Annotated in this window: 18 protein-coding genes; 7 read left to right on the top strand and 11 right to left on the bottom strand. The window is 69.0% G+C overall.

Going from position 1 to position 22,666, the window contains the following annotated elements; translation table 11 throughout:
* Window positions 1–7 precede the first annotated feature (7 nt).
* From K9U15_RS13235 to K9U15_RS13200, 8 genes are all read right to left on the bottom strand, one after another.
* Entirely contained in the window at window positions 8–2,875 is a 2,868-nt protein-coding gene (locus K9U15_RS13235; RefSeq protein ID WP_301156336.1) for an ABC transporter permease, read from the bottom strand.
* A gap of 1 nt (window position 2,876) precedes the next feature.
* Window positions 2,877–3,557 carry an ABC transporter ATP-binding protein gene (locus K9U15_RS13230; protein WP_301156335.1) on the bottom strand — a complete coding sequence of 227 codons (681 nt, stop codon included), beginning with the start codon at window positions 3,555–3,557 and terminating at the stop codon, window positions 2,877–2,879.
* A 131-nt stretch (window positions 3,558–3,688) separates the two neighbouring features.
* Entirely contained in the window at window positions 3,689–4,693 is a 1,005-nt protein-coding gene (locus K9U15_RS13225; RefSeq protein ID WP_096228506.1) for a sensor histidine kinase KdpD, read from the bottom strand.
* Window positions 4,690–5,382 (bottom strand): response regulator transcription factor, encoded by a 693-nt coding sequence (locus K9U15_RS13220; protein ID WP_096228507.1) that lies wholly within the window; start codon window positions 5,380–5,382, stop codon window positions 4,690–4,692. The genes K9U15_RS13225 and K9U15_RS13220 overlap by 4 nt, the downstream gene beginning before the upstream one ends.
* 196 nt (window positions 5,383–5,578) lie before the next feature.
* The gene (locus K9U15_RS13215) at window positions 5,579–6,049 is read right to left on the bottom strand and encodes a hypothetical protein (RefSeq protein ID WP_301156334.1); all 471 of its coding nucleotides are present in this window, start codon (window positions 6,047–6,049) and stop codon (window positions 5,579–5,581) included.
* Window positions 6,050–6,106: 57 nt separating this feature from the next.
* Window positions 6,107–8,032: a heavy metal translocating P-type ATPase gene (locus K9U15_RS13210; protein ID WP_096228700.1), complete on the bottom strand. Its 1,926-nt coding sequence runs from the start codon at window positions 8,030–8,032 to the stop codon at window positions 6,107–6,109.
* A 118-nt stretch (window positions 8,033–8,150) separates the two neighbouring features.
* Window positions 8,151–8,369, bottom strand: coding sequence for a cation transporter (locus K9U15_RS13205; RefSeq protein WP_087189829.1), 219 nt, complete (start codon window positions 8,367–8,369; stop codon window positions 8,151–8,153).
* A 47-nt stretch (window positions 8,370–8,416) separates the two neighbouring features.
* Entirely contained in the window at window positions 8,417–8,815 is a 399-nt protein-coding gene (locus K9U15_RS13200) for a metalloregulator ArsR/SmtB family transcription factor (RefSeq protein ID WP_172623292.1), read from the bottom strand.
* Window positions 8,816–9,509: 694 nt separating this feature from the next.
* Here K9U15_RS13200 and K9U15_RS13195 point away from each other — a divergent pair.
* Complete coding sequence (locus K9U15_RS13195; RefSeq protein ID WP_301156333.1) at window positions 9,510–10,292, top strand: ATP-binding protein; 783 nt, start codon at window positions 9,510–9,512, stop codon at window positions 10,290–10,292.
* A 59-nt stretch (window positions 10,293–10,351) separates the two neighbouring features.
* Here K9U15_RS13195 and K9U15_RS13190 read toward each other — a convergent pair whose 3' ends face one another.
* Window positions 10,352–10,912: a DUF308 domain-containing protein gene (locus tag K9U15_RS13190; protein ID WP_301156331.1), complete on the bottom strand. Its 561-nt coding sequence runs from the start codon at window positions 10,910–10,912 to the stop codon at window positions 10,352–10,354.
* 206 nt (window positions 10,913–11,118) lie between these two features.
* Between K9U15_RS13190 and K9U15_RS13185 the strand changes: the two genes are divergently transcribed.
* Entirely contained in the window at window positions 11,119–11,499 is a 381-nt protein-coding gene (locus K9U15_RS13185) for a metal-sensing transcriptional repressor (protein ID WP_301156330.1), read from the top strand.
* Between the two features lie 113 nt (window positions 11,500–11,612).
* Entirely contained in the window at window positions 11,613–14,219 is a 2,607-nt protein-coding gene (locus K9U15_RS13180; protein ID WP_301156328.1) for a heavy metal translocating P-type ATPase, read from the top strand.
* A 6-nt stretch (window positions 14,220–14,225) separates the two neighbouring features.
* On the opposite strand, the gene K9U15_RS13175 is transcribed toward K9U15_RS13180, so the two are convergent.
* Window positions 14,226–15,353, bottom strand: a complete 1,128-nt coding sequence (locus K9U15_RS13175; RefSeq protein ID WP_087189824.1) for a histidinol-phosphate transaminase — start codon at window positions 15,351–15,353, stop codon at window positions 14,226–14,228.
* 294 nt (window positions 15,354–15,647) lie between these two features.
* Here K9U15_RS13175 and dinB point away from each other — a divergent pair, with 294 nt between their 5' ends.
* Window positions 15,648–16,916 carry a DNA polymerase IV gene (dinB, locus tag K9U15_RS13170; protein ID WP_231897425.1) on the top strand — a complete coding sequence of 423 codons (1,269 nt, stop codon included), beginning with the start codon at window positions 15,648–15,650 and terminating at the stop codon, window positions 16,914–16,916.
* A 71-nt stretch (window positions 16,917–16,987) separates the two neighbouring features.
* Here dinB and K9U15_RS13165 read toward each other — a convergent pair whose 3' ends face one another.
* On the bottom strand, window positions 16,988–17,860 hold the full coding sequence (locus tag K9U15_RS13165; protein ID WP_096228512.1) for a DegV family protein: 873 nt from the start codon (window positions 17,858–17,860) through the stop codon (window positions 16,988–16,990).
* 256 nt (window positions 17,861–18,116) lie between these two features.
* Here K9U15_RS13165 and ileS point away from each other — a divergent pair, with 256 nt between their 5' ends.
* The 3 genes from ileS to K9U15_RS13150 are packed head-to-tail and all read left to right on the top strand — an operon-like array spanning window position 18,117 to window position 22,623.
* A complete protein-coding gene (ileS, locus tag K9U15_RS13160; RefSeq protein WP_301156326.1) occupies window positions 18,117–20,978 on the top strand; it encodes an isoleucine--tRNA ligase in 2,862 nt (953 codons plus the stop codon).
* Window positions 20,975–21,592, top strand: coding sequence for a signal peptidase II (gene lspA / locus K9U15_RS13155; RefSeq protein ID WP_172623293.1), 618 nt, complete (start codon window positions 20,975–20,977; stop codon window positions 21,590–21,592). The genes ileS and lspA overlap by 4 nt, the downstream gene beginning before the upstream one ends.
* Window positions 21,589–22,623 carry an RluA family pseudouridine synthase gene (locus K9U15_RS13150; RefSeq protein ID WP_096228514.1) on the top strand — a complete coding sequence of 345 codons (1,035 nt, stop codon included), beginning with the start codon at window positions 21,589–21,591 and terminating at the stop codon, window positions 22,621–22,623. Before lspA ends, K9U15_RS13150 begins: the two co-directional genes overlap by 4 nt.
* Window positions 22,624–22,666: the final 43 nt, after the last annotated feature.

Genomic DNA, 22,666 nt, shown 5'->3' with positions numbered 1-22,666 from the left:
GCGATCCCTAGATCGCGTCGGCGCGCAGGGCCTCCACGATGCTGCCGGCGCGGGCGCGGGCGAGCGCGTAGGCCACGCTCAGGGCGAGCACCGCGAGCACCATGCCCACCGCGGCGCCCACGTAGGGCCATGGCAGCGAGAACGCGAGGCCCTCGAACGCCAAAGCCGTGGCCTGATGGAGCGCCCACGCCACGGCGGTCGCAGCCGCCAGGCCGATCGCCAGGCCGCGCGCCGCGTAGCTCGCGCACTCGCAGGCGAGCATCCGGGCGAACGCCCGGCCCCCCATACCGACCGACTTCAGCACCGCGAACTCGCGCGTGCGCAGGATGATGCTGTTCGCCAGCGTGTTGAACACGTTCGCCACCGCGATGAGCGCCATGATGACGGAGAAGCACATTACGAACAGCTGGATGGCCTGCGTCGTCAGGCGGTCCTGGCGCGCGCTCTCCTCGAGGTCGGACACGAAGAACGAGACGCCGTCGATCCCCTCGGCCAGCGCCTCCAGCTCCTCGGCGGCCTTCGCATGGTCGGCGGCCTTGAAGGAGAAGCTCGCGAACGAGTACGTGAAGGGGCTCGCGAAGCGGTCGTCCGCGGGAGCGGCAGCCGCGCTCTCGGGCAGGATGAGCGCGGGGAACTGGCTGCTCGCGCCCAGGGCGTTGAGCACGTCGGGCTCCCCATCGGCAAGCGCGCCCACCTCGATCCCGACGCCTGTCGCCACGTCGTCGAGGGGAAGGGCCTCGATGCGCTCGGGGTCCTCCGTGTCAAGGTAGCCCGCGACCAGCCCGCCGTCGGGCCCCTCCCGAAGGCCCAGCGTGGAGAACCCCTCGCGCCCTTCGATGGCGAACAGGTCGACATCGCCCGTGGCGGCGAAGGGCGCGGTCGAGACGTAGGTGCCGTCCATGAGCGTTTCCTGGAACGTGTTCAGGCCGATGGCGCGCGGGTTGCGAGGATCGCAGAACGCCGCCTCGTCCTGGCCCAGCTCCGCCACGAGCGAGCGCCATGAGGCGTCGTCGAGGTAGAACAGCGCCACCAAGCCGAGGTAGTCGCCCTGCGCGTTGAAGCTCGGGGCGCTGTACGCGCCGTTGCGCTCGGCGTCGATGCGCTCGCGCGCCTCCTTCGCCTCGGGCGAGATCATGCTTGCGGGCACGACGGCCTCGGCCTGCCCCTGGCGCGTGGAGCCCAGGAGCTCTACCCCTTCGACGCCGCGCGCCTGCTCGAGGAAGCGGTCGAGCTCCTGGGCGTAGGAGTGCAGGTCGACGGTCGATCCCCGGTCGTAGGTGTCCACGTGCGCCGACACCGTGACGTCCGCCTGGCCCGCCGCGCCGCCGCGCCCGACCCGGTCGGAGATGGGCGCCAGGGCGTCCGCCAGGCTGCCGGTGGCGACGATGAGAACGACGCTCACCGCGAGCGACGCCACCACGGTGCGTCCGCGCGACGCGGAGCGCGAGAGGTTGCGGTGCGCCACGAACCCCGGCAGGCCGAAGTGCCTCCCGTGCCAGCCGAGCTTGACGGACGTGCCCTCCCCGGCCGAGGCGCGCCGCGCGGCGCGCTTGGAAAGCCGCACGTCCTGCGTCTGCCGTATGGCGTCGACGGCCGACACGCGGCTGGCGCGCAGGGCCGGCGCCCACGCGCTCGCCACGAGCGTGGCCAGCGAGAGCGCGGCGGCGGCCGCCAGCACGAGCGGGTCGACGCGCACGGGCACGCCTTCGATCCCGCTCACGAAGGAGGCGAACGCCTCCTGAGACACCGCGAACGCCCCGGCCGTGCCGGCGACGCCCAGCACGAGCCCCAGCGGCACCCCCACGAGGCCCAGCACGAGCGCCTCGGCGAGCACCGTGCGCCGCAGCTGCCGCCTCGACGCGCCGAGCGAGGCCAGCAGGCCGAACTGGCGCGTGCGCTCGGCCACCGAGATGGCGAAGGCGTTGTAGATGAGCGACACCGACGCCGCCACGATCACCATGGCGAGCACGGCCGCGACCATCCAGAGCGTGCCCCAGATGGGCCGTCCGTCGGAGATGCCGAGGTACGTGAACAGGTTCCCGTGGTACAGGGTCGCGTCCGAATCGGGAAGGCCCGTCGTGTCCTGGAAGAACGCGTGCATCTCCTCGACGCTGCCGATGCCCCGCGTCACGACGTACGCGCCCATCGTCGCGTCGTCCTCGCCCTCGCCGATGCCCGCAGGAGAGCCGGCGGCGTTGATCGCGACCGAGGAGTACGTGGCCACCGCGTAGTTGTTCGCCAGGAAGGGCGGCTGGCGCTCGTAGAACCCGGTCACCACGAGCGTGCGCGTGCGCGGGTCGACCACGGCCTCCTCGCCGTCGTCGCCGAGCGTGCGAACGCCCAGGTCGGCCGTCACGGACGATCCCACCGCGATCGGGCCGTCGGAGCGCACGCCGCCGCTGCCGTCGGCTCCGAGCGTCTCGCTCTTGAGGTAGTCGGGCAGGATCACCTCGTCCGCCGTCTGCGGCATGCCGCCCTCCACGAGCTCGGGCATGACGGCGTAGGGCGCGCCCATCGGCTCGTCCGACCCCTTCGCCACGGTGGGCATGCTCTTCAGGGTGAGGAAGTCGCCCAGGCTGTTCGCGTCCTCCTCCGACAGCGCCGCCGTGCCGCCCTTCGTGAACGTGGCGAGGTCGCTCACCTTGTCGCTCTCCGCGAGCGCGCTGACGTCGGACGCCGTCAGCTCGGAGGAGAAGACGTGCCACGAGCCCTCGGTGTCCATCGTCCGCTGCAGGAGCGCCGCCTGCATGCTGCCCACGCTCGTGAGCACGGCGGCCAGGAGCGCGGTGGAGAGCGCTATGCCCGCCACGGTGACGGCGGTGCGCACGCGGTTCTTCGCGAGCGACCGCAGCGTGAAGCGCGTGAAGATGCCCATGCTAGCGCCGCCTCTCGTCCGAGGCCACGCGCCCGTCCTCGATGGCGACGACGCGGTCGGCCGCGCAGGCGATGTCCTCGTCATGGGTGATGACGACGAGCGTCTGGTCGAAGTGGCGGTTCGAGTCACGCAGGAGCGCCATGATCTCGCGGGAGTTGCGAGAGTCGAGGTTGCCGGTGGGCTCGTCGGCCAGCACCACGGCCGGCGCGTTCATGAGGGCGCGCCCGATGGCCACGCGCTGCTGCTGGCCGCCGGAGAGCTGGTTGGGCAGGAAGCCCTCGTGGCCGCGCAGCCCCAGGCCGTCCAGAAGCGTGCGCAGGCGCTCCTCGTTCACCTTGCGCCCGTCCATGAGCACGGGCAGCGTCATGTTCTCCACCACGTTGAGCACGGGGATGAGGTTGTAGAACTGGTAGACCAGCCCCACCTCGCGCCGGCGCAGCACGGCGAGCTCCTCGTCGGAGCGCGCGTACACGTCCGTGCCGGCCAGGCGCACGGTGCCCGACGTGGGGCGGTCGACGCCGCCCATGAGGTGCAGAAGCGTCGACTTACCGGAACCCGACGAGCCCACGATGGCCACGAACTCGCCTTGCCCGATGGAGAGCGACACGTTGTCGAGGGCCTTGAGCGCCGTCGCGCCCTGCCCGTACACCTTCGTCAGCCGCTCGGTGGTCAGGATGTCCATAGGTTTCGCCTTTCTCGCCCGGTTCTCTACGGACAGTGTCCCATCGCGGCCTTTCGGCGACGTGAACCCCGCATTACGAAATAGTCACTTTGGTTCTGGGCCTTACCTCGCGCATCCCTGGTCGCCCTCCCTCACACCACCATCTTGGGAAACGCGAAGTCGAAGCGCGCGCCGTCGGTTGCGCGGTCGTTGCCGGCGCGCAGCGTCCCGCCTTGGGCGACGGTGAGCGAGCGCGCGAGCGAGAGCCCGATGCCGAAGCCCTCCGATCCCGCGCCGCGGTAGAAGCGCTCGAACAGGTGCGGCAGGTCCTCTGCCGCGATGCCAGGGCCCGTGTCCGTGACGCGCAGGCGCAACGCCACGGCGTCCTCATGCGCGCTCACGTGCACGATGCCGCCGGCGGGCGTGTGCTCGAGGCAGTTCTTCAGCACGTTGCCGAGCGCCTCGGCCGACCAGGCGGCATCGCCCGCGAACGACGCGCCCGGCGCCACGTCCGCCTCGAAGGACACGCCGCGCAGGTCGAACGCGCCGGCGAGCGGGGCGAACGCGTCGCGCACGAGGCGCTCCACGTCCACGGGAGCGGCCTGCACGCGGATGGCCCCGGCGTCGGCCTTCGCCAGCTTGAGGAGCGTCGTCACGAGCCAGCCCACGCGCTCCACGAGCGCCTCCAGCTCGCGCAGGGCGCGGGCGCGCTCGTCGGGGCCCTCGGCGTCCTCGATGGCGGGCACCAGCAGGCCGATGGCGGTGAGCGGCGTCCTGATCTGGTGCGACACGTCGGCGAGTGCATCGGCGAGCGCGGCCTTCTCCTGCCCGAGGCGATCGGTGGCCCCCGCGAGCGCGGCCGTCATCTTCGCCAGCTCGTTCTTGAGAACGGCCACGTCGCCCTCGCGGTAGTCCGCGAAGTCGATGCTCCGGCCGCCGTGCAGCACCTCGTCCACCTCGGCGGCCAGCCGCGCGATCTCCCGGTAGCGCCGGGCCGATAACGCGGTGAAGAGTGTGCAGGCGAGGGCGAGGGACGCCAGCGCCGCAAGCCCCGCGCCCGGCCCGGCGAGCGTCCACGCGAGCGCGGCAACGACGCCGAGCACCGCGGCCAGAACGGCGAGCTCCACCGCGAGGGAGCGGTTGCGCAGAAGGCTCATCGCGCGCCGCCTTCCGCGACAGGGCCCGCCTTGTACCCGAGTCCGCGCACCGTGAGCACGAGTTTGGGGTTTGTCGGGTCGTCCTCTATCTTGTCGCGCAGGCGCTTCACGTACACGTTGAGGGTGTTGTCGCTCACATACTCGCCGGCGCTGTCCCAGATGGCGTTGCGCACGTGCTCGCGCGTGACCAGGCGCCCCTGGCTCTGCGCGAACAGGAGCAGCAGCCGGTACTCGAGAGCGGTCAGCTGCACCTCGGCGCCCGCCTTGCGCACGGCGGCCGCCGTCGGATCCACCTCAACGTCGCCCAGGCGCAGCGCGGCGGACGCGCCGGAGGTGCGGCGAAGCACGCTTTTCACGCGCGAGAGCAGCTCGCGGGCGCGGAAGGGCTTGGCGATGTAGTCGTCGGCACCCATGTCGAGGCCGGCCACCGTGCTGTACTCGTCATCGGAGGCCGTGAGGAAGATCACGGCCGGCGCGGGGTCGGCCGCCTTCGCCGCCGCGCACACGGCGAACCCGTTGCCCTGCGCGAGTGCGATGTCCACGAGGGCCAGGTCGAACCGCTCGCCTGCCAGCAGCGCCGCGGCGGCGTCCTGGCCGTCGGCGTGCTCGGTCTCGTAGCCCTCCCGGCGCAAGAGGTCGGTCAGGCTGGCCACGATGGCCGCGTCGTCTTCCACGATGAGTATGCGCATGCGCTCGGCTCCTTCTCCTGCGGGCGTTTCCGAACACGGTAGCAGAAAACGCGCCGCCGCGCAGCGAGGAGGGCTGCCGGGAGCGGCTTCTAGGCGCTTGGCATCTGACTTGGAGCGACACGGTATGGGCGGCTCCGGCGCGATGGGCGCGCATGGCGAGAAGGGGCGGGAAGGCGAGGGGGCGGTGGACTGCGCGTTACGGGAGCCGGTTGAGCGCCCGGTCGATCGGCGGTAGCGCGGTGTAGGCCGCGAGGACCCCGATGACCGCGCCGAGCGCGTCCACGAGCCAGAGCACCGGGACGGACTCGAAGTCGGCGGTCCCCAGGGCAACCTCTCCCACGATGGCGAGCAGCCCCGTGAGGGCGAACGCCATCGCACATGCCCGCTTGAGCTCCGCATGCTGCCAGAGCGCGTTCACCAGGAGGAAGGCGAGTAAAAAGGCGGCGAACATGCGGGGGATGGCGGGCCAGAACACCACGACCGCCGCGCCCCAGGCAACGGCGGCCGCCCATCGCCCGGCGACGACGAACGGCCGCAGCTTCGAGTGGTCGGAGGGCGCGGGGGCGTTACCTGATGTCTTGCGAGATTCCATGCCCGCCAGCGTACCGCGGACTTCTAGCGCCGACCCCTCTGCGCCCAACCGGTCGCGCTCCCGTTGACTGCCCATGAACGCGCCGTTGCCTCGGCAATCGGGATGGATCGAGTCGAGCGTCCCCCGTGCGCCCTACCTCTTCCTCACGTTCATGGCGCGCATGGCGTTGAGGACGGCGATCACGGCCACGCCCACGTCGGCGAACACGGCCAGCCACATGTTCGCGATGCCCACCGCCGCCAGGATCAGCACGAGGAACTTCACGCCGAGGGCGAACACGATGTTCTGCCACACGATGCCCATGGTCTTGCGGGCGATGCCGATCGCCCGCGCGATGTTGGACGGCTTGTCGTCCATGAGCACCACGTCGGCCGCCTCGATGGCCGCGTCCGAGCCCATCGCGCCCATGGCGATGCCGATGTCGGCGCGGGTGAGCACGGGCGCGTCGTTGATGCCGTCGCCCACGAACGCCAGCTTGCCCTTCCCGGTGGCGTGCGCGTGCGTCTCTTCGAGGAGCTTCTCCACTTCCGCCACCTTGTCCTGGGGCAGAAGCTGCGCGCGGAACTCGTCGATGCCCAGCTCCTTCGCCACGGCGGCGGCCACGTCGGCGCGGTCGCCCGTCAGCATGACGGTCTTCTTCACGCCGGCCGCGCGCAAGGCGGCGACGGCCTCGGCCGCGTCGGGCTTCACGACGTCGGCGATGACGATGTGGCCGATGTACTCCCCGTCGAGCGACACGTGCAGGATGGTGCCGGTCAGCTCGCAGTCGTGGCAGCCCACGCCGCACTCGCTCATGAGCTTGTCGTTGCCTACGAGCACCACGTGCTCGTCGATGCGCGCCCGCACGCCGTGGCCGCTCTGCTCCTGCACGTCGTCGATGCGCTGCTGGTCGATGGGTCCCGAGTAGGCCGCGCGCACCGACAGGGCGATCGGGTGGTTCGAGTACGCCTCGGCGTGCGCCGCGATGGACAGCAGCCGGTCGGGGTCGATGCCGGAGGCGGGGTGCACGGCAACCACGTTGAACGAGCCGTCGGTGAGCGTGCCGGTCTTGTCGAACACGACCGTCTCGGCATGGCTCAACGTCTCCAGGTAGTTGCTGCCCTTCACGAGGATGCCGAGGCGCGAGGCGCCGCCGATGCCGCCGAAGAACGACAAGGGCACGCTGATGACGAGCGCGCAGGGGCACGACACCACGAGGAAGATCAGCCCGCGCTGCACCCAGTCGGACCAGTTCTGGCCCAGCACGAGCGGCGGCACGACGGCCAGCAGCACCGCGATGCCGACGACCGCCGGGGTGTAGTAGCGCGCGAAGCGGGTGATGAAGTTCTCGGTCTTGGCCTTCTTCTCGGCCGCGTTCTCCACGAGCTCGAGGATGCGACTCACGGTGGACTCGCCGAAGGGCTTGGTCGCACGCACTGTGATGAGGCCGGTCATGTTGACGCAGCCCGAGATGATCTCGTCGCCTTCGCGCACCTCGCGCGGCACCGACTCGCCGGTGAGGGCCGCGGTGTCGAGCTGCGACGTGCCGCTTGTCACCACGCCGTCGAGCGGGACGCGCTCGCCGGCTTTGACGACGATCTCGTCGCCCACGGCCACCTCGTAGGGATCCACCTGCACGAGCCGCCCGTCGCGCTCCACGTTGGCGAAGTCGGGCGCGATGTCCATCATGTCGGCGATGGACTTGCGCGATTTGCCCACGGCGTAGCTTTGGAACAGCTCGCCCACCTGGTAGAACAGCATAACGGCCGCGCCTTCGGCCATGTGCGGGTCGCTGTCGGGGAACAGCACCAGCGCGAAAGCGCCGATGGTGGCCACGCTCATGAGGAAGTTCTCGTCGAACACCTGGCCGTGGCCGATGTTCTTCGCCGCGCGCAGCAGCACGTCGTAGCCGGCGATGAGGTAGGGGACGAGGAACAGCGCGAACTCCACCCACAGCGCCGTCGTCTCGCTGCCGAGCCACGTCGACAGCGGAAGCAGCTCCGCCACGACGTACACGACGACGAACAGCGCGATGGCGAGGACGATGCGGTTCCTCGTGCGTTTCTGTTTCTTGTTCATGATCTCCAACCTTGTTTTTCGTATGGTTCGGGAAAGGGCGCGCCGCAGCGTCGGACTGTTTCACGTGAAACATCCGTTCGCGTTCTTGCAGGGCGACGCTTCAATTGTCAGCGGGCGGTTAGCGCAGGATGACGCAATCCGGCTCGATCTTGCGGCACGCGCGCTCGGCCTCGTCGAGCACCGCTTCGAAGCGGTCGTCGTCGGCTTCCAACACGAGCTTCTGCGTCATGAAGCTGACCGTGGCGCTTTTCACGCCGTCGATGTTCGAGATGGCGTTCTCCATCTTGGCCGCGCAGTTCGCGCAGTCGAGGTCCTGGAGCTTGAATGCTTTGCGCATGGGGGGTTCCTTTCGGTAGGGGCGTTCGTCGGGTTGTTCGTCGTTCGCTATTCGCAGATGTGGGTCATGCCCTGGGCGAGCATGGTGTACACGTGGTCGTCGGACAGCGAGTAGATGACGTTCTTGCCGTCGCGCTGGAACTTGACGAGGCGGGCCTGCTTGAGCGTGCGCAGCTGGTGCGACACGGCGCTCTGCGTGGCGCCGACGAGCTCGGCGATGTCGGCCACGCACCGCTCCGTTCCCATGAGGGCGTAGAGGATCTTGATGCGCGTCGTGTCGCCGAACACCTTGAACAGGTCGGCCAGGTCGTAGAGCAGTTCCTCGTCGGGCAACGATTCGGGCGGCTGGTCGGGCGAGGGATGCTCCGCGCTGCCGCACGCGCACCGGTGGTCGTGCTCGGCCGCCGGTGCGACCGTTCCGTGCTCTTCGTTTCTCGTAGATACCATTTCAACCTCTTAACATATGATCAACTGTTCATAAGTATACGAACCAGAAGGGAGCTGTCAAGGGGTTGGGCAGACTTTCTCCCGGCCAGCGAAAAAACGAATCGTCCGGAAGACGGCGGAAGGGGTCGGGGGGAGATATGGAAGGGCGCTGGAAAAACGGCAGCCGAGGGGCGGGAGGCAAGGAGGTTGCGGAAAAGACGCGCAAAAAAAGGAAAAAAGAGGGGGCACCGCTCATGGCGGTGACTGTGGGTCGCCGGGATAGCGAACGAATGTTTCACGTGAAACATTTTAGGATGACGGGGCCCGACGGTGCGAGCGCAGGGGGACAGCCAGATCACTGGGGCGCCGTGTTATTGCAGAAACGCAGGGGAAGTACCTGCGGGGGAATAAGCGAGCGGGGGAATGAAAAAGAGAAAAGAGGAGATGCGGAAACCGAGAGAGTTCTGCGGAACTGCGGAACTGCCGAGCTGAGGGGCCGCGGCGCTGCGGGGCCGCTAAACCGCGGGAGGGGCTGCACAACCGTTTTTTCGTTCGCGAAAAAACGGTTGTGGTAGGGGGATGTTGTAAATACAACGGAAGAGGGGAGGATGGGATGGTAGGCTAGCCCCGGCGGGAACGGGTTCGGGTGCGGACGGCGGTTCGCGTGATGCAGATCGGGCGCTCGCGGCAGCGAGGGAGAACGGAGGAGGCGGAGATGATCCGTACGATCGTGGAGATAGACGAGGTTGCCTGCAACGGATGCGGGCTGTGCGTAGACGCATGCCATGAGGGGGCGATAGGGCTGGTGGGCGGCAAGGCGAGGCTCCTGCGCGACGATTACTGCGACGGGCTGGGCGACTGCCTGCCGGCATGCCCGGCCGGGGCCATCTCGTTCGTGCAGCGCGAGGCGGAACCCTACGACGAGCAGGCGGTGCTCGCGGCGAAGGGGGCCGCACCAGGAGCCTCTGCCGCGTCGCCGGAGCATGCGGTCGAGGCGCCCGAGCCTGTCGCAGCGACGCGGCACGCGGGCGGCTGCCCGGGATCGCTCTCGAGGTTCTTCGCGGCGGAGGATTCGTCTGCCGCGGCGGCGGGGGCCGACGCTTCCGCCGATGCCGACGCCCTCGGCGCTCCGCCGAAGTCAAGGTTGGCGCAGTGGCCGGTGGAGATCAAGCTCGTGCCCACGCAGGCGCCGTATTTCGCGGGCGCGCACGTGCTCGTGGCAGCCGACTGCACGGCGTTCGCCTATGCGGACTTCCATCGCCGTTTCATGGACGGCAAGACCACGGTCATCGGCTGTCCCAAGCTCGACGCGGTCGACTACACGGGCAAGCTGGCCGAGATATTCGCCTCCAACGACGTGGCCTCGGTCACGGTCGCGCGCATGGAGGTTCCCTGCTGCGGCGGGCTCGAGCAGGCGGCCCGGACGGCGCTCGCGCGCAGCGGAAAGGACGTGCCTTTCTCGGTGGCCACGATATCGACGCACGGCGAGCTGCTCTAGGAACCGCCGATCCGACCCATGCGGGTTAGGAGAAGGGCGGGGTCTCTGCCCGCCCTTCGCTACGCCTCGGCCTCGACTTTCAGCTTGCCGTGCTCGCGGTGCAGCTTGAAGGGGTAGAGGATGAGCTCGATGCCCAGCACGATGAGATGGTGCTCGATGTTGGCGAACGGGTTCAGTATGAGCAGCACCGACAGCACGAACTGCAGCACGCAGAACGCGAGCGCTACGGCGAAGGGACGCTTGTGCCTGATGTCGGAGAAGATGCCGTCGAACGTGCGCGCAGCTTTCTGCAGGCCCAAGAGGCCCCATACGATGCCGATAAAAACGGTGGAGTTCGCCCCATGCACGATGATGACCAGGCCGAGGACGCACAGCACGATGGCCGATCCCAGGCTCTCGCGGCCCGCGTCCGCGTCGCGCTCGCGTGCGACGGCCACGATGCTGCCGATGGCCGAGACCACCATCGGCACGCCCAGGTACCACGGCAGCGCCTCCTCGGCAAGGGCGGGGAACAGCAGGCAGCTCACGCCCGCCACCGGCACCAGCAGCATGGATATCACGGCAACCTGCACGCTTATCTTGCTGTTCCTCACGTCTTTCACGGACGAGACGGTGGTCATGGAATTCCTCCTCGATCGTTTTTCAGCAGGCAATTCTATCATTCATGCAGCTTCGCGCGGCCGGCTCATGGCAAATGAGACGTGAAATCATGCGCGATGTTGGCAAACCGTCGGGGGACAGGCTCTTGACAATACCCCTAAGGGGTATATACTGACCGCACGTGAGATACCCACAAGGGGTATTTGGCAAGCAGAGAGGACAAGCCATGGCGCAAGGCGGCCCGTTGGTGGACGGAAATACGGGGACGGCCGGCAAACCGAAGGCGGCGGAGAGCAGCTCACGCGACGGGACGGCCTGCCCATGCCGTCACAAGGACACGCCCCGCAGCGAGGAGCTGCAGGCCGACCTGCAAAAACGCCTCAACCGGGTGATCGGGCAGCTGGGCGGGGTGAAGGCCATGCTCGACGACAACCGCTACTGCGGCGACGTGCTCGTGCAGCTGGCCGCGGCCGAGAGCGCCGTGCGCAGCATTTCGAGCAGGCTTCTGCAGAACCACCTGGAGACGTGCGTGGTCGAGCAGATACAGCGCGGCAACGTGGAGGTAGTCGACGAGGTCATGCAGCTCATGAGGAAGTTCTCGCGCTGACCGCGCCGCGGCGCGGCCTGCGCCGGAGGGCCGGCGCGCATAGCGCGGTTCGGCGAGAGACGAAGGCAGACGGCGCGGCCTGCGAGGGCCGCGCGGAACAGGAGGCGGAAGCCTTGAAGCAGACATTCGACGTGACCGGCATGACGTGCGCGGCGTGCTCGGCGCGCGTGGAGAAGGCCGCGCGCGCCGTGGGCGGCGTATCCGATGTTGCCGTGAACCTGCTGAAAAACAGCATGGAGGTGGACTCCGACGGCGCGCCCGAGACGCTCTCGGCCGTGGTCGCGGCCGTGGAGAAAGCCGGCTACGGCGCCTTGCCGCGCCAGGCCAAGGGCGCGGGCCCTGCGGGCGGCGTCCAGGCGGGAGCCCCCTCGCCGATGGGCACGGCGGCTGCGGAGGCCAAGCAGGTAAGGCAGCGGCTCGTCGTGTCGTTCGCGTTCACCATCCCGCTGTTCTATATCTCCATGGGCCATATGTTCGGCTGGCCGCTGCCGGGGTTCCTGCTGGGCGAGCGGAACATCATGGCGTTCGGCCTCACTCAGCTTCTGCTGCTCGCGCCCGTGGTGTTCGTGAACTTCAAGTTCTTCCGCGTGGGCTTCAAGACGCTCTTCCGCGGCGCGCCCAACATGGACTCGCTCATCGCGCTCGGCTCCACGGCGGCCACGGTGTACGGCGTGTACGCGCTGTACCGCATTGCCTACGCGCTCGGCGCGGGCGATGTGCACGGGGCGCATGCGGCCGGCATGGACCTGTACTTCGAGAGCGCGGCCATGATCCTCACGCTCATCACGCTGGGCAAGTACTTCGAGGCGCGCGCGAAGGGCCGCACGACCGATGCCATCGCCACGCTCATGGACCTGGCGCCCAAGACGGCCGTGCGCGTCTCCGCCGACGGCACCCAGGAGCAGATCCTGGCCGACGACGTGCGCGAGGGCGACGTGCTGGCGGTGCGCGCGGGCGAGGGCGTGCCGGTGGACGGCGTGGTGGTGGACGGCGCGGCGTCGGTGGACGAATCGGCCATCACCGGCGAGTCGGTGCCAGTCGACAAGGCGCCCGGCGACCCGGTGACGGGAGCCACGGTGAGCCGCACGGGCTACTTCACCATGCGCGCCACGCGCGTGGGCGACGACACCACGCTCGCCGGCATCATCCGCCTCGTGGACGAGGCCACCAGCTCCAAGGCGCCCATCGAGAAGATAGCCGACCGCATCAGCGGCGTGTTCGTGCCCGTGGTCATCGTCATCGCGCTGGCCGCGTTCGCCGTATGGATGGTGCTGGGAGCGGGGTTGGAGACAGCCCTGTCGCACGCCATCTCGGTGCTCGTGATATCGTGTCCCTGCGCGCTGGGGCTCGCCACGCCCACGGCCATCATGGTGGGCACCGGCCGCGGCGCGAAGAGCGGCATCCTGGTGAAGTCAGCCGAGGCGCTGGAGGGCGCCCACGACGTGCGCACCGTCGTGCTCGACAAGACCGGCACCGTGACCGAGGGCGCCCCGAGCGTGACCGACGTGATAACCGCGCCCGGCGTGCCCGAGGGACGCCTGCTGGCGACGGCGCTGGCCGTGGAGCATCTGAGCGAGCACCCGCTCGCCCGCGCCGTGTGCGGCTTCGCGCAGGCACGCGGGACGGCGGCGGACGCCCGCATCGAGGGCTTCATGCAGGTGCCCGGCGAGGGCCTTTCCGCCACCGTGGACGGCGCGGCCGTGCTGGCCGGCAACCTGCGCATGATGGAGGCGCGCGGCGTGGACGCAGGCGAGATGGGCGCGCGGGCGCGGCGCTTGGCCGACGACGGCAAGACGCCGCTGTTCTTCGCTGCGGACGGCAGGCTGCTGGGCGTGATCGCCGTGGCCGACACGGTGAAGCCCACGAGCCGCGCCGCCGTGGCCGAGCTTTCGGCCATGGGCATCCGCACCGTGATGCTCACCGGCGACAACGAGCGCACGGCCGCCGCCATCCAGCGCGAGGTGGGCGCGGACGAGGTGATAGCCGGCGTGCTGCCCGAGGGCAAGGAGCGCGAGATCCGCCGCCTGGCCCAGGGCGGACGCGTAGCCATGGTGGGGGACGGCATCAACGACGCGCCCGCGCTCGCCCGCGCCGACATCGGCATCGCCATAGGCGCCGGCACCGACGTTGCCATCGAGAGCGCCGACGTCGTGCTCATGAGAAGCGACCTCATGGACGTGCCGGCGGCCATCCAGCTGTCGCGCGCCACCCTGCGCAACATCAAGCAGAACCTGTTCTGGGCGCTCGTCTACAACGCCGTGTGCATCCCGGTGGCGGCCGGTGCGCTGGCCTTCGCGGGCGTGAACCTGAACCCGATGATCGCCGCGGCTGCCATGTCGTTGAGCTCGGTGTGCGTGGTGTCGAACGCGCTGCGGTTGCGCGGGTGGCAGCCACGGTTCACGGCGGCCGCGCCGCCCGCCGCTCGACCGTCGACGCTCGCAGCGGGCGAGGAGAGCGGTGGTAAGGAAATCGAAGGGGGCGCCGCGGCGCCCGCGGGAAAGGAGATCGTCATGGAAAAGGTACTGCATGTCGAGGGCATGATGTGCCAGCACTGCGTCGCGCGCGTGAAGAAGGCCCTCGAGGCCGTGGACGGCGTAAAAGAGGCCGTCGTGGACCTCGACGCGAAGACCGCCGTCGCGAGGCTCGCGCGCGAGGTGGACGATGCGACCCTGAAGGCCGCCGTGGAGGAGCAGGACTACGAGGTAACGGGCGTGGAGTAACCTCTCCTAGCACCCCGTGATGATCTCGCGCAGGGCGGCGATGAGCTTCTCGTTGTCCTCGCGGGTGCGCACGGCCACGCAGAAGTACTTGCCGTTGGCGAGCCCCGGCGTGCCCTGCAGCTTGCGGATGAGGAAACCGGCCAGCTGCAGGCGCGCCGCCAGCTCCTCGGTGCTCGCCACGCCCAGGTTCAAATCGGGGCCGTGGTCGAAGGCGCACATGACGTAGTTCGCCTCGGCGGGGAAGATGTCGATGCCCGGCACCAGGCTCAGCATGCACTGCATCCACGGGATCTCGGAATCCAGGAACTCGCGCGTGCGTTCCAGGTGCTCGCGCTCGGCCAGCGCCAGCTCGCCCAGCACCTCGGCGAACATGGGCACCCCCGAGCTGTCGTAGAAGCGGGCGATCTGCGCGATGGTGTCGGGGTGCGCCACGCAGTAGCTGATGGGGATGCCCGGCATGGCGTACGGCTCGCAGAGCGAGCGCACCACCACGAGGTTGCGGTGCTCCTTCACCAGGCCCACCATGCTCTCGCCGCCGAGCGTGAGCTCGATGGAGCGCTCGTCCACCACGACCCAGGTGCATGCGTCCAGGTAGGCCAGCAACGTGGGCAGGGGCAGCAGACGGCTCGTGGGGTAGCCGGGGTTCGCCAGCACCGCGGCGTCGAACGACACGCCGTGGCGCGCGGCCGCGGCAGGGTCGGGCATGACGAAGCCGGCGGGGCTTGCGATCTCCACCACGCGATGTCCGGCGTTGCCTGCCGCCAGCGCGTACTCCACCGGGCCCGGCACGGCCACGCCCACGGTGCAGGGCTGGTAGGTCTGCGCGACGGCGCGCACCATGTCGCCGACGGTCGAGCCCACCAGGAACGACTCCACGGGCAGGCCGTGCTGGCGCGCCAGCACGCTGCGCAGCGTGTGCGCCTCGCGGTCGGGGGAGTAGTTCAACTCGCCGGCTGCGAGGGCAGCCTGCATGGCGCGGATGAACGAGGGGGGCGTGCCCAGCGGGTTGGCCGTTCCCGAGAAGTCTATCCAGTTCATCTCGGTGCGCAACTCGTAGGGAGGGGAGAGCAGCTGCTCGGGCAGGGCGGTCACCGCGGCTCGCACGCCGGGCGTCGCATCGCATCCGTTCGACATGTCGTCTCTCCTTCCCATCTCTTCCCGATACGGTCCGCTGCGGGCTTGAGGGGAATCTGGGGGACGTTTCAGCAGGTGGCAGATTCGAGCGCGGCCGTGTATGTCAAGTTCCCCGCCCGCGCGATCGGGCGCGGAGGTTGCGGGGGAATGATAATCCTAGCACATGTTCCCAACGGCCGCGTGCGGCATGGTAGACTAATTCGCGCAATGAAGGAAGAATTCCCGCAGACCGCCGCGCCCGCACCGGGCGACCGCCCCTCCCGCCCGCGGGCGGGGGAAGCCCCGGCGCGCCCGCTGCCGCTCGAGCCGTGGGAGGGGCCGGCCATCCTGCTGGTAGACCTGGACGCGTTCTTCGCCTCGGTCGAGCAGCTGGACCATCCCGCCTGGCGCGGCAAGCCCGTCATCGTGGGCGGCGACGCGGACAAGCACGGCGTGGTGTCCACCGCCTCCTACGAGGCGCGGCCCTACGGGGTGAGAAGCGCCATGCCCTCGTCGACGGCGCGCCGCCTGTGCCCCGACGCCGTCTGGACGCACGGACGCTTCGACCGCTACCGCGAGGTGTCCAACGCCATCATGGCCATCCTGCGCTCCGAGACGCCGCACGTGCAGCAGGTGAGCATCGACGAGGCGTTCCTGGACGTCACGCCTACCGCGGTGAACCGCGAGCACCCGGTGCGCGTGGCCCAGCGCATCCAGCGGCGCGTGGAGGAGCTGGGGGTGACGTGCTCCATCGGCGCGGGGACCTCCAAGACCATCGCGAAGATCGCCTCGGACATGGACAAGCCGCGCGGCCTCACCGTGGTCTACCCCGGCAGCGAGCGCGACTTTTTGGCGCCGTTGCCCGTGCGAGCGATGAGCGGCATCGGCGCGTCGGCCGAGGAGAAGCTGAGATCGCGCGGCATCCGCACGCTCGGGCAGCTTGCCGACGCCGACCTGCGCATGCTCGAGCGCGTGTTCGGCAAGCTGGGGCGCGTTATGCACGTGAGGGCGAACGGCGGCGACGACGCGCCGGTGGAGCAGGACGACGCCGTGAAGTCGGTTTCCAACGAGATGACGTTCGCGACGGACCTCACCCGCCGAGAGGACGTGGAGGCCGCCATCGCCACGATGGCCGCGAAGGTGGGGCGCCGCCTTCGCCGCAAGGGCCTGCGCGGCCGCACGCTCGCCCTGCGCGTGAAGTTCGACGACCTGAGCGTGCGCTCGGTGCAGCGCCAGCTGCCGCAGCCGAGCGACGACGAGCTGGCCTACACGCCGCTGCTCTACGCCATGGTCGACGAGGTGTGGCGCCCCGGCACGCCGCTGCGCCTCATCGGCGTGGGCATGAGCGGCTTCGCGGAGGAGGGCGCCGTGCAGGAGAGCCTCTTCGACGTGGCCGAGGCGGCGCCGTCCGCCGACGACGTGGAGCCCGTCGTGCGCGACGAGCGCAAGCGCCGCGGCCTCATCGAGGCCACCGACCTCGTGAAGGACCGCTTCGGCGAGGCCGCCGTCCGCTTCGGCCACGAGCTGCGCAACGAGGGGAACACCACCGGCTCGTCCAGCAAGAACCCGGCGGATTACAAGTAAGAGAAGCGTCGCAGGTTGATTCCGTCAAAGCGAAGCCGGCCTCCCGGCAGATTGAATCAGGTGGAGAGCGTCTAGCGCTTGTCGGCCAGGAAGAACAGGGCCATCGTGCCCGGGCCGGAATGGGCGCCGATGACGGGGTCGACGTAGTTGATGACCACTTCCTTCACGCCGAAGCGCTCCTTCACCTGGTCGGCCACGTACTCGGCCTCTTCCAGGCAGTCGCCGTGCGTGATGAACACCATCTGCTGGTCGATGGGCTGGACGGCGCTCTTCTCCATGTGGTCCACGAGCGCGTTCAGCGACTTCTTGCGGCCGCGCACCTTCTCGAGCGGGATGAGATGCCCTTCGTCGTCCACGTGCATGACCGGCTTGATGTTGAGCATGGTGCCCGCCCAGGCCGCCGTCTTCGACACGCGCCCGCCGCGGAACAGGAACATGAGGTCGTCCACGGTGAACCAGTGGGCCAGGTGCAGCTTGTTCTCCTCCACCCAGTCGCGCACCTCCCCGATGGAGGCGCCGGCGCGGGCGCGCTGCACGGCATGCCACACGAGCAGGCCCTCGCCGCCGGAAGCCGCCAGCGTGTCCACCGCGCACAGCGTGCGCTCCGGGAACTCCGCCGCCAGGTCGCGCATCAGGAGCTCGGTGGCCTCGAACGTCCCGGAAAGGCCGCTCGAGAAACCCAGGTACAGGATGTCGCGCCCTTGCTCCAGGAGGCCGCGCATGAGCGCCTCGGACTCGGCCAGGTTCGGCAGCGACGTGGTGATGACCTTGCCCTCGCGCATCATGGTGTAGAACTGCTTGAGGTCGGTGTGCTGGCCCTTGAGGTAGCTCTGGTACTCCTCGCCGTCCACCATGAAGGTGAGGGGCAGGACGTGCAGGCCGAAGTCGTCGATCATCTCCTCGACGAGGTTGCTGCTTGAATCGGTGACGATCTCAAAATCCATTTCGTTCCTCCGATGTGCGGGGCCGCCGCGAAAGGGCGCCGTGGTTACCTTCTAAAGTATACCTATTTCCCTGCAATTTCTTGTGTCGCATTTTTGAAATGTGGCCAAGGCGAGGGGAATATGCCCTTGGCGCGCGTGCAATCCGCGCGCAATCGCCTATACTATAGCGGTTTGTATCGAATGTTGAATCCGCGGGGCCCGGCGGCTCGGCCGCCGCCCCGCGCAGCGCATGCTTGAAGGAAAGGTACGGCACCCCGTGGCGAACAGTTACAAGGAAACGATGAACCTGCCCAAGACCGACTTCGCGATGCGGGCGAACCTGCCCGAGAACGAGCCGAAGCGCCTCGCGAAGTGGGAGGAAGAGCGCATCTACGAGCGCGTGCTGGAGAAGAACAAGGACGGCAAGCCCTTCATCCTGCACGACGGCCCCCCGTACGCCAACGGCCCCATCCACATCGGCCATGCCTTCAACAAGATCCTCAAGGACTTCGTGAACAAGTCCCATGCGCAGCGCGGCTTCTTCACGCCGTACGTGCCGGGCTGGGACTGCCACGGCCAGCCCATCGAGCACATGGTGGAGAAGACCCTCGGGCCCGAGAAGATGGCGAAGATCGACCAGCCCACGCTGCGCCGCCTGTGCCGCGAGTGGGCCGAGAAGTACGTCGACGTGCAGCGCGAGGGCTTCAAGCGCCTCGGCGTGAACGGCGACTGGGAGCACCCCTACCTCACGTTCACTCCGAACTACGAGGCGGGCAACGTCGAGGTGTTCAAGAAGATGTACCTGGACGGCTCGGTGTACCGCGGCCGCAAGCCCATCCACTGGTGCAAGCGCTGCCACACCGCGCTCGCCGAGGCCGAGATCGAGTACTCCGACGAGACGTCGCCGTCCATCTTCGTGAAGTTCAAGATGGACCTCATGCCCGGCATGTTCGAGGCCGCGGGTGCTGTGGGCGACGCCTTCGTGCTCATCTGGACCACCACGCCCTGGACGCTGCCGGCGAACACGGCCGTGTCGCTGGCCCCCGACGCCGACTACGTCATGGTGGTCGCCGACGGCTCCAACATGATCATGGCGCGCGAGCTGGTGGAGCAGGTGGCCGAGATCGCGGGCTGGGAGTCCTACGACCTCGTGCGCGGCGCCGACGGCGAGCCCGTCGCGCTCAAGGGCCGCGAGTTCACGGGACTGACCTACACGTGCCCCATCCGCCAGGACCTCAAGGGCACCGTCATCTACGGCGACCACGTCACGCTCGACTCGGGCACGGGCGCGGTGCACACCGCCCCCGGCCACGGCCAGGACGACTACCTGGTGGCGCTGGAGTTCGACGTGCCGCTGCTCATGCCGGTGGACGACAACGGCGTGCTCACCGACGAGGCGGGCCCCTTCGCGGGCCTCGACGTGGACGAGGCGAACCCGGCCATCATCGAGTGGCTGCGCGAGCGCGGCACGCTCGTGGCCCAGAAGGAGATCCTGCACAGTTACCCGCACTGCTGGCGCTGCCACGAGCCGGTCATCTTCCGCGCCACCGACCAGTGGTTCGTGTCCATGGACAAGAACTCGCTGCGCGAGGACGCCCTCGACGCCATCGACCACAAGGTGGAGTGGATCCCCGCGTGGGCGAAGAACCGCATCGGGTCCATGGTGGCCGACCGCCCCGACTGGTGCATCTCGCGCCAGCGCTCATGGGGCGTGCCCATCCCCGTGTTCAAGTGCGCCAAGTGCGGCAACACGGTGGCCACCGCCGAGACGTTCGACGCGGTGATCGACCTGTTCTACCGCGAGGGCGCCGACGCGTGGTTCACGCACGAGCCGTCCGACTACCTGCCGCGCGGCGTGAAGTGCGAGACCTGCGGCTGCTCCGAGCTCGTCCCCGAGAAGGACATCCTCGACGTGTGGTGGGAGAGCGGCGTGTCGCACACCTCCGTGCTGAAGCACCGCGAGGCCGAGGGCCTGCGCTTCCCGGCCGACATGTACCTCGAAGGCTCCGACCAGCATCGCGGCTGGTTCCAGTCGTCCCTGCTCACCAGCATGGGCGCCTACGGCGTGCCGCCGTACAAGTCCGTCATGCACTGCGGATTCACGATGGACGCCGAGGGCAAGAAGATGTCGAAGTCGGCCGGAAACGGCGTCGACCCGGCGGACGTCATGGCGAAGAGCGGCGCCGACGTGCTGCGCCTGTGGGTGGCCAGCGTCGATTACTCCCAGGACGTGAACATCGGCGACGAGATCCTCGAGCGCACGAGCGAGGCGTACCGCCGCATCCGCAACACGATGCGCTTCCTGCTGGGCAGCTTGAGCGACTTCGACGACTTGAAGCATACGGTCACCGACTGGAATGCGCTTGAACCCGTCGACCAGTGGGCCATGGTGCGCCTGTGGCACCTGCTCGTCGACGTGGAGCGCGCCTACGACGAATACAAGTTCCATGTGGTGTACCGCGCGGTGTACGACTACATCGTGGGCGACCTCTCGGCCGTGTACATGGACGCGACGAAGGACCGCGTGTACTCCGAGGCGCCCGACTCGCCGCGCCGCCGCGCCGCGCAGACCGTGCTCATGAACATCGTCGAGGTGCTCGTGCGCGTCCTCGCGCCGGTGCTGTCGTTCACCACTGACGAGGTGTGGGAGCACTATCCCGAGGCCATCCGCTCGCGCGAGGGACGTCCCGGAAACGTGCAGCTGGCCGGCTGGCCCGAGAAGTCCGACTTCGCGCCCTCGCTGCCGGACGATGCGGACGCCGAGCGCATCGCCGAGGACTTCGGCATCATCCTCGGGGTGCGCGAGATCGTGACGAAGGCGCTCGAGGACGCGCGCGGCCAGAAGGTCGTCAACAAGAGCCAGGAGGCCGATGTGACCGTGACGGCCCCGCGCTCGGTGCTCGACCACGTGGAGCGCTACGACGCCGCCGTGTTCGAGGAGCTGTTCATCGTGGCGTCCGTGTCGTTCGTCGAAGGCGAGGAACTCTCGGCCGAGGTGCGCAAGACGACCGCCGAGAAGTGCCCGCGCTGCTGGAACTACCGCGCGCTCGGCGGCAACCCGAGCCATCCGGATGTGTGCGAGCGCTGCGGCGACGTGCTCGACGCCATCGGCTACGAGGAAGCGGGGTCGGACGCTTGAGCGAGGAAAAGCGCGGGTTGGGCGTGAGCGCCGAGGGCGGGGACGCCGCCCTCGGGCGGGCTGCACGGCTGCGCGACACGCTCGTGTTCGGCGCGGTGGCCCTGGCGTGGCTCGCGCTCGACACGCTCACGAAAGGCTACTTCAACGGCTCCTTCGCCGTGGGCGAGGTGGCCGGCGGCCCCTTCCTCGGGCTCGTGCGCTTCCGCCTCGTGCACAACACGGGTGCGGCGTGGGGCATGTTCGGCGACTCGACGTTCTTGCTGGGCGTGGTGTCCATCGCGGTATGCCTCGTGCTCGTGGCGTACCTGTTCTTCCTGTCGCCCCGTCCGGGGATGCTGGAGGTCGTGGGCGTGGCGCTCGTGGTGGCGGGCGGGCTGGGCAACGCGTTCGACCGTTTCACGCTGGGCTACGTGGTGGACTTCATCGAGCCCGTGTTCATAGACTTCCCGGTGTTCAACGTGGCCGACATAGGCGTGACATGCGGGTTCGTGCTGTTCGTGGCAGGGATGATCCTGGCGTACCGCCGCGCCGACCGCGAGGCCGCGGCGCTGGCCGAGGGCTCCGTGGGGCCGCAGGCGCCCGGGGACGGCGGGGAAGGGCCGGGGGAGCGATGACGCGCTCGCTCTGCCACATCGTGGGCGCGGCCGATGCCGGCGCTCGCCTGGACGCGCTCATGGCCGAGCGCGGACTGTACCCCAGCCGCAGCGCCGCCGCGCGCGCCATCGAGGAGGGCGCCGTGTTCGTGAACGGCGCGAACGTGGCCAAGAAGCACGCCGTGGCGGCCGGCGACACCGTCGTGTACGAGGCGCCCGAGGAGGCCGCCCCCCGCGCGCTGGAGGGGGAGCCCATCGACCTGGACATCCGCTTCGAAGACGAGCACCTCCTGGTGCTGTCGAAACAGGTGGGCCTCGTGTGCCACCCCTCGGTCGACCACTACGACGGCACGCTGGTGAACGCGCTCGTCCACCACTGCGGGGCCGCCAACCTGTGCAACGTGCAGGGCGAGGACGACCGCCTGGGCATCGTGCACCGCCTCGACCGCGATACGAGCGGCCTCATGCTGGCCGCCAAGACCGACGAGGCGGGCTACGCGCTCATGGAGGACATCCGCGCCCGCGCCGTCGACCGGCGCTACCTGGCGCTCGTCCACGGCGTCATCCCGCACGACACCGGCATGGTGGACGCGCCCATCGCCCGCGCCGAGAAGGAGCGCACGCGCATGGCCGTGCGCGACGTGCCCTCGGCCCGCGACGCGGTGACGACGTTCCGCGTGCTGGAGCGCTTCGAGCACGGGCCGCGCGACGACGGCTACACGCTCATCGACTGCAAGCTGTTCACGGGCCGCACGCACCAGATCCGCGTGCATATGGAGTACGCGAAGCACCCGCTGGCAGGGGAGCCGGTCTACCGCTCCCGCGCCCCCAAGGATCCGACTGCCGACCTGGGGCTCGAGCGCCAGTTCCTGCATTCGTTCCAGCTGGCGTTCACCCATCCCGCCACGGGGGAGGAGCTCTCGTTCGCCGACAACCTGCCCGCCGACCTGCAAGCCGCCCTCGATTCCCTGGCCGACCGCAGCCGCGGCCGCACCGAGGCCGGCAGGGAGGTCTTCGAGCTGTTGAGGGACGCGCCGCACCCGAGGCTGTAAGACAAGGTGAGACAAGGGGACGGGGTTAATGTCTCATTCCGCA

Origin of the sequence: Gordonibacter sp. RACS_AR68 (genome assembly GCF_030418485.1) — a bacterium.
GTDB lineage: Bacteria > Actinomycetota > Coriobacteriia > Coriobacteriales > Eggerthellaceae > Gordonibacter > Gordonibacter urolithinfaciens.
This window is presented reverse-complemented; position numbering and strand designations above follow the sequence as displayed.